The 14,769-nt window shown below is 62.7% G+C and carries 11 protein-coding genes; 5 read left to right on the top strand and 6 right to left on the bottom strand.

The window, feature by feature from the left end:
- The first annotated feature begins 9 nt into the window (after positions 1-9).
- From AC6IZO_RS03045 to AC6IZO_RS03060, 4 genes are all read left to right on the top strand, one after another.
- Positions 10-1,401 (top strand): efflux RND transporter periplasmic adaptor subunit, encoded by a 1,392-nt coding sequence (locus AC6IZO_RS03045; RefSeq protein WP_497807884.1) that lies wholly within the window; start codon positions 10-12, stop codon positions 1,399-1,401.
- Positions 1,402-1,489: 88 nt separating this feature from the next.
- A complete protein-coding gene (locus tag AC6IZO_RS03050) occupies positions 1,490-2,242 on the top strand; it encodes an ABC transporter ATP-binding protein (RefSeq protein WP_497807886.1) in 753 nt (250 codons plus the stop codon).
- Between the two features lie 198 nt (positions 2,243-2,440).
- Positions 2,441-3,043, top strand: a complete 603-nt coding sequence (locus tag AC6IZO_RS03055) for a hypothetical protein (protein ID WP_497807888.1) — start codon at positions 2,441-2,443, stop codon at positions 3,041-3,043.
- Positions 3,044-3,140: 97 nt separating this feature from the next.
- The gene (locus tag AC6IZO_RS03060; RefSeq protein ID WP_497807890.1) at positions 3,141-3,419 is read left to right on the top strand and encodes a hypothetical protein; all 279 of its coding nucleotides are present in this window, start codon (positions 3,141-3,143) and stop codon (positions 3,417-3,419) included.
- A 74-nt stretch (positions 3,420-3,493) separates the two neighbouring features.
- Here AC6IZO_RS03060 and AC6IZO_RS03065 read toward each other — a convergent pair whose 3' ends face one another.
- The 5 genes from AC6IZO_RS03065 to AC6IZO_RS03085 form a co-directional block, all read right to left on the bottom strand.
- Positions 3,494-5,296: an acyl-CoA dehydrogenase FadE gene (locus tag AC6IZO_RS03065; protein WP_497807892.1), complete on the bottom strand. Its 1,803-nt coding sequence runs from the start codon at positions 5,294-5,296 to the stop codon at positions 3,494-3,496.
- 128 nt (positions 5,297-5,424) lie between these two features.
- Positions 5,425-6,618 carry a thiolase family protein gene (locus AC6IZO_RS03070; protein WP_497807894.1) on the bottom strand — a complete coding sequence of 398 codons (1,194 nt, stop codon included), beginning with the start codon at positions 6,616-6,618 and terminating at the stop codon, positions 5,425-5,427.
- A gap of 154 nt (positions 6,619-6,772) precedes the next feature.
- Positions 6,773-9,184, bottom strand: coding sequence for a 3-hydroxyacyl-CoA dehydrogenase/enoyl-CoA hydratase family protein (locus AC6IZO_RS03075; RefSeq protein ID WP_497807896.1), 2,412 nt, complete (start codon positions 9,182-9,184; stop codon positions 6,773-6,775).
- A 375-nt stretch (positions 9,185-9,559) separates the two neighbouring features.
- Positions 9,560-10,264, bottom strand: coding sequence for a VIT1/CCC1 transporter family protein (locus AC6IZO_RS03080; RefSeq protein WP_497807898.1), 705 nt, complete (start codon positions 10,262-10,264; stop codon positions 9,560-9,562).
- 14 nt (positions 10,265-10,278) lie between these two features.
- Positions 10,279-10,803, bottom strand: coding sequence for an NUDIX hydrolase (locus tag AC6IZO_RS03085; RefSeq protein ID WP_497807900.1), 525 nt, complete (start codon positions 10,801-10,803; stop codon positions 10,279-10,281).
- 184 nt (positions 10,804-10,987) lie between these two features.
- Between AC6IZO_RS03085 and AC6IZO_RS03090 the strand changes: the two genes are divergently transcribed.
- The gene (locus AC6IZO_RS03090) at positions 10,988-13,108 is read left to right on the top strand and encodes a M28 family metallopeptidase (protein WP_497807902.1); all 2,121 of its coding nucleotides are present in this window, start codon (positions 10,988-10,990) and stop codon (positions 13,106-13,108) included.
- 69 nt (positions 13,109-13,177) lie between these two features.
- On the opposite strand, the gene thiC is transcribed toward AC6IZO_RS03090, so the two are convergent.
- On the bottom strand, positions 13,178-14,647 hold the full coding sequence (gene thiC / locus AC6IZO_RS03095; protein ID WP_497807904.1) for a phosphomethylpyrimidine synthase ThiC: 1,470 nt from the start codon (positions 14,645-14,647) through the stop codon (positions 13,178-13,180).
- Positions 14,648-14,769: the final 122 nt, after the last annotated feature.

Consider the following 14,769-nt stretch of genomic DNA (forward strand, 5'->3'; position numbering starts at 1 on the left):
CGAGGACTGATGAAAACCTGGAAGAAAATTGCGATTGGCGTGGGTATCGTGGTGGTGGTCGCCGCGGTGATCGGCTTCAGTGTGTTGCAGAGCCGCAAGGGCGTGGTGCAGGTGCAGACGGGCAAGGTCGTGCGGCAGGACCTGGCTTCGCAGGTGACTGCCTCGGGCGAAATCAAGCCCAAAACGTATGTCAACGTCGGTGCCAACGCCTTCGGCAAGATCGTGAAGATCTACGTGAAGGAAGGCGACCACGTGAAGAAGGGCCAGACGCTGGCCCAGCTCGAAAACGTGCAGGCCGAGTCCGACGTTCAGGCCACGAAGGCTGCCATGAACGCCGCGCAGACCGACTACACCGCCTCGCAGGAAGCCTACAACACGGCCGTCGCCGACCTGGAGCGCGCCAAGGCCGACCGCGAGCAGAAGGCTCTGGACTGGCAGCGCGGACAGAAGCTCTACCAGCAGCAGTTGATTCCCAAGAGCGACTACGACACCCGCAAGGCCAGCTATGAGGCTTCCGATTCTGGCTTGATCCAGGCAAAGACCAAGATCCTCCAGGCCAAGGCACAGGCTGAAGGCGCGCAGAAGCGCATCTCGCAGCAGAAGTACACGCTGCGCCGCTATGACGATGTGCTGAGCAAGACGGTCTACACTGCTCCGTTTGACGGCGTGGTGACCAACCTGCCGGTGCGCGAGGGCGAAACCGTCGTCGTCGGCATCCAGAACTCGCCGGGCTCCACGCTGATGACGCTGGCCGACAATTCGGTCATCACCGCCGAGGTGAAGGTCGACGAAACCGATATCGTCAACGTCAAGCTGGGGCAGACGGCCGAGATCACCATCGACGCCATACCGAAGAAGAAGTTCAAGGGCATCGTCACCGAGATCGGCAACAACGCGCTGCTGCGCTCCACCGGCGTGGCCACCTCGCAGACCACCTCGAGCAGCCAGGAGGCCAAGGACTTCAAGGTCGTCATCACCCTGCAGGATCCGCCGGAGAACCTGCGCCCGGGCCTTTCGACCACGGCCAAGATCACCACGGCCACCAAGCCTGGGGCACTGTCGATTCCGATCCAGTCGCTGACTGTGCGCCAGCGCGCCGACCTGCAGCCGGAGCAGAAGGGCAAGAAGAAGGCCAGCGTGCAGGCCGCCGCTCCCAAGAGCAAGGAAGACCAGGCCAAGGATAAGGAAGAACTGCAGGGCGTCTTCGTGGTTCGCAACGGCAAGGCCGAGTTTGTGCAGGTGGATACCGGCGTGACCGGCACCACCGACATCGAAGTGACCAACGGGCTCAAGGAAGGCGATGAGATTGTGACCGGCAGCTACAAGGTGCTGCGCACGCTGAAGAACGGTGCCAGCATCAAGGTCGATAATTCCGCGCCGAAGAAGGAAGAGAAGAGCTAGCCCTCTTCCGTGCTGAATTCCGGGCGGCGCGCCGCGTGTGCGCCGCCTCATCTGAACCCGGTTCCCAAGCATTCAGGAGAGACGAGGAATGGCAACCCAGGCAGCAGGCGCGGCGCAGGCCGTCAACAATCCGCCCAAAGACAGCGTGATCTTCGCCCACAATCTGTGGAAGACCTACGACATGGGCTCGGAGCAGCAGGTGCACGCGCTGTGCGGCGTCAATCTTGACATCAAGCGCAACGAGTACGTCGCCATCATGGGCCCCTCCGGTTCCGGCAAGTCCACGCTGATGAACTTGATCGGCTGCCTGGACACGCCGAGCCAGGGCGATTACTGGCTGAACCAGCAGTTGGTCAGCTCGCTGGACGATGATGAACTGGCGCACATTCGCAACAAGGAAATCGGCTTCGTCTTCCAGACCTTCAACCTGCTGGCCCGTGCCAGCGCGCTCCACAATGTGGAACTGCCACTGATCTACGCAGGCGTTCCCGCCGAGGAGCGCCGCACGCGTGCCGAGCAGGCCCTGGCGGCCGTGGGCATGGAAGAGCGCATGAACCACAAGCCGAATGAACTCTCCGGCGGCCAGCGCCAGCGCGTGGCCATTGCCCGCGCGCTCATCAACCGGCCCTCCATCATTCTGGCCGACGAGCCGACCGGCAACCTCGACAGCAAGACCAGCGTGGAAATCATGGCGCTGTTCGACCACCTGCACGCCGAGGGCAACACCATCGTCCTCGTCACCCACGAGCACGACATTGCCGAGTTCGCGCACCGCATTGTCATGATCCGCGACGGCATGATTGCCGGCGACGAGAAGACCAAGCGCGTAACCGGAAACTGATGCTTCTTCCAGAACACCGAACGAGGGGCACGCGCCCCTCGTTTCCTTTTGCCCTATAAGTTCTAGATAGGTCGCCCTGCGAGCACCTCGGCCCTGCGCTCCAGATACGGCGTTCATTGCCCCATCGTGCAATGAAGTTTCACCCCACAGCTTGCGGCTGCGGCTGAGCGCCTGTACGCTGATACGGGACCAATGCCTATGTCGCGTTTCATTCGCTATCTTCTGCTGCTCTCCGCACTGCTTCTGCCGCTGGCGGCCACCGCGCAAACTGCGGCGACTCCGCTGAAGCGTCCGGCCAAGTGGCGCAGCTACGAGGAACTCTATACGGAGCAGCGCCGCGTCGTGCTCGGCTACTGCCGCGAAGACTTCAGTGGCGCGCGCCTCACGGCCAATGGCTTCCAGCGGATCAAGCCCTTTGTCAGCTACCGCGAGAACCCTGATTTCACGCACTTCACGGTGGTCTCACGCTTTGACGTGCCCATTCCCGAGCAGCCCTCCGATTACATGGCCGTGACCTACAAAGTCCTTGGCGAGTGGGAGAACGGCGTGGGCTGGCTGCCGCGCGAATCCATGCGCTCCGTCACCTTTGCACTGGTGGACCGCGAGGGCATCCTCATCAATGAAGTTATTCCGGCGGTGCCAAACGTCTCCGTGCGTGCAGCGCTGGCCTACCTGCGCCAGCAGTTAATCGCCGCCAAAACCGATGGCGACCGCGCCATGGCGCAGAAGGGAATTGACGCCCTGAACGCAGAGTTGAATGCCGCCAAGGCCCCGGCTGCGTCGCCTGCAGAGAAGCCATAGCCCAGTTGCAGAAGCAACGGCTCGTGGGCACGGCTTCGGCCGTGCCTTTGCTTTTGCCCGGTTCGCCATTCCGCCACGCAGCATCTAACATGAAGACATGAGCGTATTCGACGAGAAGCAGGAAGAGATTGAAGCGCACGAATTTCAGATGGGCGTTCCGCGCGGACGCCTTGCGGTGGCGCTCGATTCGCTGACCGACGCGCTGGTGATGGTGGGCCAGCACGGCGTCTATTGCCAGAGTGCGCGCCAGCCCGGCAAGCCCACTATGGATATCCAGATTGTTCTGAAGTCTCTGACCGACGCGAAAGAACTGGTCAGCAGCGTGATGGAAGAGCTTCGCCGCCAGCGCGAGGCAGAGCGCAAAGCGAACGCCTAGAATTGGCCGGAACGAGCAAGAAGAAAGGCGCGGGAAGCTCCCGCGCCTTTTGCAATGCAAGGAACAAGCATCCGCTATCCGGCCACGTACTTGCCCGCGTCGAGCACGCGCGCCGCAACCGCTTCCTGAGCGGCAATCACGTTGATCGGCTCGGCCTTGGCTAGCCGCTTCAGGATCGATGCCTGTGTGCGCAACATGTCGCCCTCGGCCACGTCGGCGATGACCTTCTTCGCCGAGGCTTCAATGCGCGACATTGCTCCAGTGAAGTAGACGCGCGTCATCGCGACGGCCACGTCAGCGGCCTTCTCGCCCTGCGTCTCACGCAGCTTGAGCGTGCGCGCCAGCATGGTGTCCATGGTGTAGGCCTCAATCACCACATCGGCGATGGCAGCCATCACCTCCTGGTGGTCACCGAGCTTCATCATGTATTTCTGCGAGGCGGCGCCAGCGATGAACATGCCGATCTTCTTGGCATTTGCCACCAGAGCGCGCTCGGCGGCCAGCGCCCGCTCATCTTCTTCGCCGAAGCTGGGGCCTTCCATCACTTCGTCCATCAACTTCTTGATGGCGGGCAGCAGTGCAAGTTGTCCGCTCATGGCGCGCTTCATCAGCCAGCCGGTGATGATGAGCCGGTTGATTTCGTTCGTGCCCTCGAAGATGCGGTTGATGCGCGCATCGCGGTAGGCGCGCTCGGCCGGATACTCTTCAACGAAGCCGTAGCCCGCGAATATCTGCATGGTGTTGTCGACCACGGCATCAAGCATCTCGCTGGCCCACACCTTCACAATCGAGCACTCGACCGCGTATTCCTCGATGCCTGCGCGGATCTTCTTTGCCGCCTCGGGATCGTCCTTCGCAATCTCGCCCAGCGCCACGTCCATGGCGCCGACTGTGCGGTAGACGAGCGATTCACCGGCGTAGATCATCGCCGCCGACTGCGCAATCATCTCGCGCACCAGGCCGAAATCGCTGATGGTTTTGCCGAAGGCCTTGCGTTCCTTGGCCCACTTGATGGCGTGCGCGAGCGAGGTGCGTCCGCCGCCGATGGCCGCTGCGCCCAGTTTGAAGCGCCCGACGTTCAGGATGTTGAAAGCGATGATGTGGCCTTTGCCGATTTCGCCGAGCACGTTCTCCACCGGCACCTGGCAGTCGTTGAGAATCAGCGGGCAGGTGGAGCTGCCGCGGATGCCGAGCTTGTGCTCCTCGGCGCCGACGCTGAAGCCGGGAAAGGTGCGCTCGATGAGGAACGCCGTGAACTTTTCGCCGTCGATCTTGGCAAAGACCACGAACAGGTCGGCAAAGCCCGCATTGGTGATCCACATCTTCTCGCCATTGAGGATGTAGTGCTTGCCGTCGGGGGAGAGCACGGCCTTGGTGCGCGCGTTCAACGCGTCGGAGCCGGAAGAACTCTCCGAGAGCGCATAGGCGCCTACCCACTCGCCGCTCGCCAGCTTCGGCAGGTATTTCTGCTTCTGCTCCTCGGTGCCAAAGTAGACGATGGGCAGCGTGCCAATGCCGACGTGCGCGCTAAACGAGACGGCGAAGCTGCCGTACTTGGCGATCTTGTCGGCGATGATGGCCGAGCTGACCTTGTCCATCTCGATGCCGCCGTACGCCTCGGGAATATCGACCGAGGTCAGGCCCAGTTCGCCCAGCTTGCGGATCAGCTCGCGCGTCACCGCGAATTCCTTGTTCTCAATGCGGTCGGCCACGGGCAGAATTTCGTTGTTGGCGAAGTCCTCGGCCGTCTTGGCTATCTGTTGATGTTCGTCCGTGAAGTCTTCCGGCGTGAACACCTCGCGCGGGTTGGTCTCCTCCAGCAGGAAGCTGCCGCCCGCAATCTTGCGCTTTTCAAAGGTCGAAACCGTGGTAGCCATCCCAAACCTCCATTTTCGAATTTGAGAATTTCAATATTTTCGAATTTGAAAGCCGCTCTCACCCATCAGCAGTTCCATTCGAAAATTTGAAAATTCAACAATTCGAAAATCAGTCTTGTTGTTGAACTCTACGCAATGTTCTCGAAGATTCCCGCCGCGCCCATGCCTCCGCCCACGCACATGGTGACCATGCCGTAGCGGTGGCTGGCGCGCTTCATCTCGCGCAGCACCGTCGCCGTCAACTTGGCCCCGGTGCAGCCCAACGGATGCCCGAGAGCGATTGCGCCGCCATTGGGGTTCACCCGCGCCGGATCAATACCGCCCTCCTTGAGCACGGCCAGCGACTGCGCCGCGAACGCCTCATTCAGCTCAAAGACGCCGATGTCTTCGAGCTTCAGCCCTGCCAGCTTCAACGCCTTCGGAATCGCATAGACCGGGCCGATGCCCATCTCCTCCGGCTTACAGCCGGCGGTGGCAAAGGCCACAAAGCGTGCCAGCGGCTTGATGCCAAGCTGCTGCGCGCGCTCGGCGCTCATCACCACCGCCGCGGCCGCGCCATCGCTCATCTGCGACGAGTTGCCGGCGGTGACCGTGCCCTTGGCGTGGAAGGCGGGCTTCAACTGCGCGAGGGCCTCGATCGTGGTGTCCGCGCGCGGGCCTTCATCAACCTTGAAGTGAATCTCTTCGGTCGCGCACTTCACCTTGCCCTTGGAGCCGTTTGCGGGCGTCGTGAAGGTCACCGGCACCTCGACGGTTTCATCCGCGAAGTTGCCGCTGGCGATTGCCTTCAGCGCCTTCTGGTGGCTCTGGTAGCTGAACTCATCCATCTGCTCGCGCGTGATGCCGTAGCGCCGCGCCACGTTTTCGGCGGTCAGGCCCATGCTCAGGTAGGAGTCCGGATAGTTGCCCACCAGCCACGGGTTGCAGCTCACCTTGTTGCCGCCCATTGGGATCATGGTCATCGACTCGGTGCCACCGGCGACGATCACCTCCGCGCCACCGGCCATGATGCGTTCGGCGGCCATGGCGATGGATTGTAGCCCGGAAGAGCAGAAGCGGTTGATGGTCAGCGCGGAGACCTCAATGGGCAGTCCCGCGCGCAGGCTGGCAATGCGGGCCACGTTCATGCCCTGTTCGGCCTCGGGCATGGCGCAGCCGAGGATGACGTCCTCGATTTCGCGCAGATCCAGTTGCGGCAGCCGTTCGAGCGCGCCCTTGATGGCCACCGCCGCCAGATCGTCTGGACGCGTGGCGCGCAGTGTCCCCTTGTATGCTTTGCCGACCGGCGTGCGGACGGCGCTTGCGATCACAACTTCACGCATAGTCAGTTCCTAGTTCTCCGTTCCCAGTGGAACCGGGGCAGGTGCGTGATTCTCGGCTTCGAAGTCCGGGGCGCAGCATCCGAGCGGCTTACTGTCACTCGGCAACTGATTCTCAAATTCGAAGATTCGAAAATCCGCAAATTCAAAAATCCAGTTAGTTTCTCAGCGGCTTGCCGGTCTTCAGCATCACCTGGATGCGTTCCTGCGTCTTGCGCTCACCGCACAAGCTCTTGAAGGCTTCGCGCTCCAGGTCAAGCAGGTACTGTTCGCTCACCGGCGTGCCGGGTGTGACCGCGCCACCGCAGAGAACCTCTGCGATCTTGCCCGCGATCTTCACCTCGTGATCGGTGATGAACTCGCCCTGCCGCAACAGATGCACGCCGAGCTTCAGAGTTGCCAGAACGTTCTCCCCCGGAGCTGGGACGTCGGTGCGCATGGCCGGAGCCTTGTAGCCGCTGCGCGCCATCTCCAGCGCGCGCGCCTTGGCGTCGGTCAGCACCCGCTCGCGATTCATGGTGATGGCGTCGCCCTTGGCGAGGAAGCCGAGGCTGCGCGCCTCGCTGGCGCTCATGGAGACCTTCGCCATCGCGATGGTCTCGAAGGCCTTCTTCATCGCCTCCATCAGCTCCACGCTCTCGCCACGGCCGTCGGGACGCAGGCTCTGCGCGGCATCCACCGCACGGAGCGTCATCTCCTTGCAGCCGCCGCCGCCGGGCAGCAGCCCCACGCCGACCTCCACCAGACCCATGTAGAGCTCCGCGTGTGGTTGTCGCACCGGCGCATGCAGGTTCACTTCGCAGCCGCCGCCCAATGCCATGCCGAACGGCGCGGTCACCACCGGCTTGGCGCTGAACTTGATGGCCTGCGTCATGTTCTGGAACTGGCGCACCGCCATGTCGACCTCGTCCCACTCGCCTTCCTGGATCGACATGAGCAGCATCATGATGTTGGCGCCGACGGAGAAGTTCGCGGCGTCATTGGTGATGACGAAGGCGTCGAAGTTCTCGCCCGCGCCGCCCGGCTTCAGCGCCTGCTGCACAAGCTGAAGGATGTCGCCGCCGAGCGAATTCATCTTGGAGTGGAATTCGATGCAGCCAACGCCATCGCCCAGGTCAATGAGCGATGCGCCTGCATTCTCCTTCACCACGCCGTTCGATTTCTTCGCCACCGTCACCGACCAGACGCCCTCCGGCACCTCTACCGGTTTGTAAGAGGCAGTCGCAAGGTCGAAGTACTCGCGGCCGCTCTTGGTGCCCTTGGCCTCCTGGTACCAGCCTTTGGCTCCGCTTGCCAGCAGCTTCTCCACGTTGGCCGCTACGGGCTTGCCTTCGGCCTTCATGCGCGCCACGGTGGCTTCCACTCCGGCGGCGTCCCACAGCTCAAAGGGGCCCATCTCCCAGTTGAAGCCCATCTTCATGCCGCGGTCGATCTCCACGACCGTGTCGCTGATCTCGGGCAGGCGGTTGGCCGCATAGGTCCACAGCTCGCTCAGCGCGGTCCACAGAAACTGCCCGGCCTTGTCGAGCTTGCCGCCCTCGCTGCCGATGAGCATACGAACGCGCTCGCCAAGGCTCTCCATGTTCTTCGCCATCTCAAGGGCGGGGAACTTGGGTCGCGAGGCAGGCTTGTATTCGAGCGTCTTCCAGTCGAGCGCGAAGCGCTTGTCACCCTCGGCGGATTTTTCCTTCTTGTAGAAGCCGCCCTTGGTCTTGTCGCCAAGCCAGCGCTTCATCAGCATCTCGCGGCAGAAGTCGGGCAGGCGCAGGTCGGCGCGTTCGTCGCCCGGCGTCTTGGCAAGGTTCGCCACCACATGCCCCAGCACGTCGAGTCCGACCATGTCCGCTGTGCGGTAGGTGGCCGACTTCGGCCATCCCACGGCGCTGCCGGTGAGGGCGTCCACTTCCTCAATGCTGAGGTCCAGCTCCTGCATCAGCCGCATGACGTTCAGCATGCTGAAGACGCCGATGCGGTTGGCGATGAAGTTGGGCGTGTCCTTGGCCCACACCACACCTTTGCCCAGCCGCACATCGCAGAAGTGCGCAATGGCCTGCATCGCCGCCGGGTCGCTCTCCGGTGTGGGGATGATCTCCAGCAGGCGCATGTAGCGCGGTGGGTTGAAGAAGTGTGTGCCGAACCAGTTGCGGCGGAACTCCGGCAGAAAGCCCTCGGCAATGTGCGCCACGGGCAGGCCGCTGGTGTTGGTGGTGACGATGGTTCCGGGCTTGACGACCGAGGCCACGCGCTCCAGCAGGGCGCGCTTGATGCCGAGATCTTCCACCACGGCCTCAATCACCCAATCGCAGGTGGCGAGCTGGCCAAGGTCGTCTTCAAAGTTTCCAATGGTGATAAGCCGCGCGAGCGCGGACTCATAGAATGCTGCGGGTTTGGACTTCTTCGCCCCCTCGAGTCCGGCGGCGGCGAACTTGTTCCGCTCAGCGCCCTCGGCGCCAGGGGGAACAATATCGAGCAGCAGGGAGGGGACGCCAGCGTTGGCTAAGTGGGCGGCGATACGGGATCCCATGGTTCCCGCACCGAGGACTGCAACCTTCTCGATCCGCTTGTGCATCGTGCGTGCTTCTCCGGGGTACGTAAAACAAATGCGTAAGGAAGCCACGAGCCTGTGCCGCCACGGAGAGGCGCAACTCTCCGCAACGGAGATACACGTCAGTTGTTTGCACTGCTATTCGACTGATTGGGAAACGAACTGTAACCGATGAGACTGTCTGGACATACTCCACACCCCCGTGGAACTTATCCGATCCGTAAACGGTCTTGCTCAAACTGCTTGCTTGGAAAATGCCCCGTAAAAACAGAAGTGGCGCGCGCCGAAAATGTGGGGTGAGGATGGCAACGACGCGCGCCTTATTAAGTTGAACTGAGTGTACTGAATGAGCCGTCATTCAGTCAAGCAGAATTTTTCAATCTGCTTGTGGATTTCCGCTTATGAGATCCAGCGGGCGATCATGAAGGCCGCCGCCGCCGCCACTCCGCCGATCACGGTGGTCTGCAGCGCGCCCTTCAGCGGGTTCATGCCGGTGAACTTGCCCTTGATGTAGCCAAAGCAGAACAGGGCTGCCAGGGTGACCGCCACGGAGTAATAGAGCGCCTGGTGGGCGCTGGGCAGAAGGATGTAAGGCGATAGTGGAATGAAGCCGCCCGCGATGTAGCTCCCGGCGATGGTCATGGCGCTCTGCAGGGCGCGCTTCGGGTCGGGCGTCTCCAGCCCCAGCTCGAACTTCATCATGAAGTCCACCCACTGCTTGGGCTTCTTGCTCAACGACTCCACGACTCCGCGGCTCTCTTCGCTGGTGACTCCGTATTCCTGGAAGATGTCGTAGATTTCGTCGCTCTCTTCTTCCGGAATTTCGACGACCTCGCGCGCCTCGCGGTCGCGTTCGCTGGCAAAGTGCTCGGCATCTCCACGCGCGGCCAGGTAGCCGCCCAGCCCCATGGCAATCGAGCCTGCGGCAATTTCGGCCAGTCCGGCCACCACCACCACATGCGTGGTGTCAACGGCGCCGGTCAGGCCGGCGGCCAGCGCAAAGGGCACGGTCAGGCCGTCGGACATGCCGATGACGATATCGCGCAGCACCTCGCTCGACGTGAAATGCTTCTCCCTGTGCTGGTGATGCGGAATGATCGACATCGTTTGCCTCCTGGCTAGAGTTCGTCCCAATGTTCGCGCACGTAGCGCTGCGCCAGCCGCGCCACTTCGCGCTCGCCGGCATAGGTCAGCTTGCGGTGCGCCTCGTTCAGCGGCACCCAGAAGGCGCGTCGAACCTCGTCGCGCATCTCCGGCGGAATCTGTCCGAGCCGTCCGCTGAGGTAGCGGCAGAGATAGAAGTTCACGACCTTGAAGACCTTCTCGCGTCCGCCCCAGGAGCGCACGTAGACATAGCGCGTATCCGTCAGCTTGTGGATGGCCTCGGCCTCCACGCCGGTTTCTTCGCGGATTTCGCGCGTGGCGCTCTGGATGGCGGTCTCGCCGGCGTCGATGGCGCCCTTGGGCAGGGCAAATACGGTGCCGTCCGGGCGCGAACGGGCGCGGCGCGTGACGGTGTCGGCGTTGATCGTGTTGGGTTCAATGATGGCGATATGCCAGATGCCGCGCATCATGCGCAGCACCACGCCGCCTGCCGAAAACTCGCGAACTGTCTTCCTGGGTGCAGGGTCCTGGGCCATCATTCATCCAACTCGTGGAATACCGTCATGTTCTCAAAATCTGGCAACTGCCTGCAAGCGCCTCGGATGGTTCCCCCCTGTTTCACGATGCAAACGGCGCAAATTCCGTTAGACTATTGCCACGCACGCAAAACTCAGGCCCACGCACTATTCCCGCGGCCTCGGACCATCTAGTTCAGGAGAAGTGATGAAGCAACTGGCAGCACTGCTGTTGGCGTTCTCTCTATTTTCAAACCCCACCTTTGCGCAACAGGCTCCCACGGCTCCTGCGCCGCCGATCACGGGCTTCACCAACTCCGCGCCACAGCACGTCCTGGAGCAGAAGTTCCTGGCAGTGCCGGATGCGAAGCTGGCTGAGGAGCATCTGCGGGTATTGACCGCCGAGCCGCACATCGCCGGTTCTCCCGAGGACTACAAGACCGCCCAGTACGTGGCGCAGAAGTTCCGCGAGGCCGGTCTTGAGACGCGCATCGACGAATACAAGGTGTGGCTGAACTTCCCCAAGCAGATTCTAGTGGAGACCACGGCTCCGGCTGACGTGAAGATGCACGGCCCCACGCGCGAGCACGTTGATGGCGACCCATTTCAGGACGATCCCCGCGTGGTGACGCCCTACAACGGCGGCTCGCCCAGCGGTGAGGCCGAGGCCGAGGTCGTCTACGCCAACTACGGCACGCCCGAGGACTTTGCGCGGCTGGCCGCGATGGGCGTGGACGTGAAGGGCAAGATCGTCGTCGTGCGTTATGGCCAGAATTTCCGCGGCGTAAAGGCACTGGTGGCGCAGGAGAAGGGTGCCGCCGGGCTGCTGATCTACTCCGATCCGATCGACGATGGCTACTTCAAGGGCGATATGTATCCAAAGGGGCCGTACCGCCCGGAGACCGGCGTGCAGCGCGGCTCGGTGCAGTTCATGTTCGAGTATCCGGGCGACCCGACGACGCCCGGCGTGGCCTCCACGCCCGACCTGCCCGCCAGCAAGCGCATTGACCCGAAGACCGCCACGAGCCTGCCCAGGATTCCAACCACGCCGCTTTCCTACGCGGACATCACGCCGATTCTGAAGAACCTTGGCGGCAATGAGTCTCCGCGTGACTGGCAGGGCGCGCTGCCGTTCACCTATCACGTTGGCCCCGGCCCGGTGAAGGTGCACATGAAGCTCGAACAGGACTGGCACCTGACCACCATCTGGAACGTCATCGGCACCATTCGCGGCACGGAGCAGCCCGAGTCGCTCGTGGTGGCCGGCAACCATCGTGACGCGTGGGTTTACGGCGCGGTGGACCCGAACAGCGGCTCGGCCGCCATGCTGGAGACCGTGCATGGCGTGGGTGAGCTGCTCAAATCCGGCTGGCGCCCCAAGCGCACCATCGTATTTGCCAGTTGGGACGCGGAAGAGGAAGGGCTCGTCGGCTCCACCGAATACACCAAGCAGTACGCGGCGCAGCTGAGCAAGGCGGTTGGCTACTTCAACATGGACGTTGCCGTCTGCGGCCCGAACTTTGGCGCGGCCAGCGTGCCGAGCCTGAAGAACTTCATCCGCGAGATCACGCGCGAGGTGCCCAGCCCCAAGGGTGGCACCGTGTACGACGCATGGAAGGTGTCTCCGCGCGGCCGCCGCGCTCCGGCCGCCGGCGCTGATTTGGATGCTCCGGTTGGCGACCTGGGCAGCGGCAGCGACTATACGGCCTTCATCCAGCACCTGGGCGTGCCCTCCACGGACATCGGCTCCGGCGGGCCTTACGGCGTCTACCACTCGGCGTTCGACAACTTCGCGTGGTTCAAGAAGTTCGCCGACCCAACCTTCGTCTACGAGCAGCAGATGGCGCGCGTCTTTGGCCTGCAGGTGCTCCGCATGGCGCAGACCGACGTGCTGCCCTACGACTATGAGACCTACGGCAAGGAGATTCACGAGTACGTGGATGCCGCGAAGAAGCGGTCGGACGGTGCGGCGTGGAAGTCGTCGCCGGACTTTGCGCCCGCTCTGGCTGCCGCCGACCGCTTCACTGCCGCAGGCAAGTCCGTGGCCGCAAAGCAGGCCAAGGCCACCGGCTCGGAGGCCGTGAAGCTGAACTCCGCGCTGCTGGGAGCGGAACACGCGCTGCTGACCGAACACGGCCTGCCGCATCGCGACTTCTTCCGCCATGCCATCTACGCGCCCGGCGAATACACCGGCTATGCGGCCGTCGTCATTCCCGGCGTCAGCGAAGCCATCGACAAGGACGATGCCGAACTGGCCCGCACGCAACTTGCGGCGCTCACCGCAGCGCTCAACAAGGCTGCCGAAACGCTGGAGCACGCAGGCCAGTAGTCTCGTTCCGTCCGGAAACAGAAAGGCCACGCTTCGCGCGTGGCCTTTCGCATTTCTGCCTGCGGCAGTCTACTTGATCGTCACCAGCTTGTTCACCAGCTCGGAGTAGTCTGCTTTGTCCAGTCCGTGCACCTGCTTGTTGTACTCGTCCACCTTCGACGAGTAGTTCATGGAGCAGAACTTGGGGCCGCACATGGAACAGAACGCCGCTTCCTTGTAGAAGTTATCCGGCAGCGTCTCGTCGTGCATGGCGCGGGCGGTCTCCGGGTCGAGCGAGAGCGCGAACTGCGACTCCCAGTCGAACTTGTAGCGCGCCGCGCTGAGCGCGTTGTCGCGGTCCTGCACGCCGGGGCGGTGCCGCGCCAGGTCGGCCGCATGCGCCGCAATCTTGTAGGCGATGATGCCGTCCTTCACGTCCTTCTCATTGGGCAGGCCCAGGTGCTCCTTGGGTGTGACGTAGCAGAGCATGGCCGCGCCGTACCAGCCGATCATGGCCGCGCCAATGGCCGACGTGATGTGGTCGTAGCCCGGTGCAATGTCCGTGACCAGCGGCCCGAGCGTGTAGAACGGCGCGCCGTCGCACCACTCCACTTCCTTGTCTACCTGCTCCTTGATCTTGTCGATGGGCACGTGGCCGGGGCCCTCGATCATCACCTGCACGTCGTGCTTCCAGGCGATCTTGGTCAGCTCGCCGAGCGTTTTCAGCTCCGCGAACTGCGCCTCGTCGCTGGCGTCCGCAATGCAGCCGGGGCGCAGGCCGTCACCGAGTGAGAATGCGACGTCGTACTTCGCCATGATCTTGCAGATGTCCTCAAAGTGCTCGTAGAGGAAGTTCTGCTTGTGGTGGTGCGTCATCCATTGCGCCAGAATGGCGCCGCCGCGGCTGACGATGCCGGTGATGCGCTTGGCCACCATCGGAATGTACTGGATGAGCAGCCCGGAGTGGATGGTCATGTAGTCCACGCCCTGCTGCGCCTGTTCTTCAATCACTTCCAGCATCAGCTCCGGCGTCAGGTCTTCAATGCGGCGCACGCGGGCCACGGCCTCGTAGATGGGCACGGTGCCCATGGGCACGGGGCAGTGCCGCAGCAGCGTCTCGCGCAGCGCATGAATGTCGCCGCCGGTGGAGAGGTCCATCACCGTGTCGGCGCCGTAGTGCACGCTGGTGTGCATCTTCTTCAGCTCTTCCGCCACGTTGCTGGTCACCGACGAATTGCCGATGTTGGCGTTGATCTTGCACAGCGTTGCCACGCCGATGGCCATCGGCTGCAGCTCCGGATGTTTGATGTTGGCCGGGATGATGAGCCGGCCGGCGGCCAACTCCGAGCGCACCAGCTCGGGCGCGAGCTTTTCCTGCTCCGCCACGTAGAGCATTTCTTCCGTCACGATGCCTTTGCGCGCAAAGTGCATCTGCGTCATGTTGCTGTCGCCGATCCGCTCGCCTTCGCGCTGCCGCCGCTCAATCCACTCCGCGCGCAGTTGGGGAAGGTTCTGGGGAATGTGGTGTTCGTTACCGTCGTGGTTCTGTACTTCACTCATGTCCGGGAACCTCTCTGCCTAAAACCCACCAATTATAGCGGCTTTGATGTGCAAATCCAGATCGGGACGCAGACGATTTCTCTCGTTCCTGCGGCTCACACCAGGCGGAGTGCCATGCAAAG

This window comes from Oryzophilus luti (assembly GCF_059726245.1).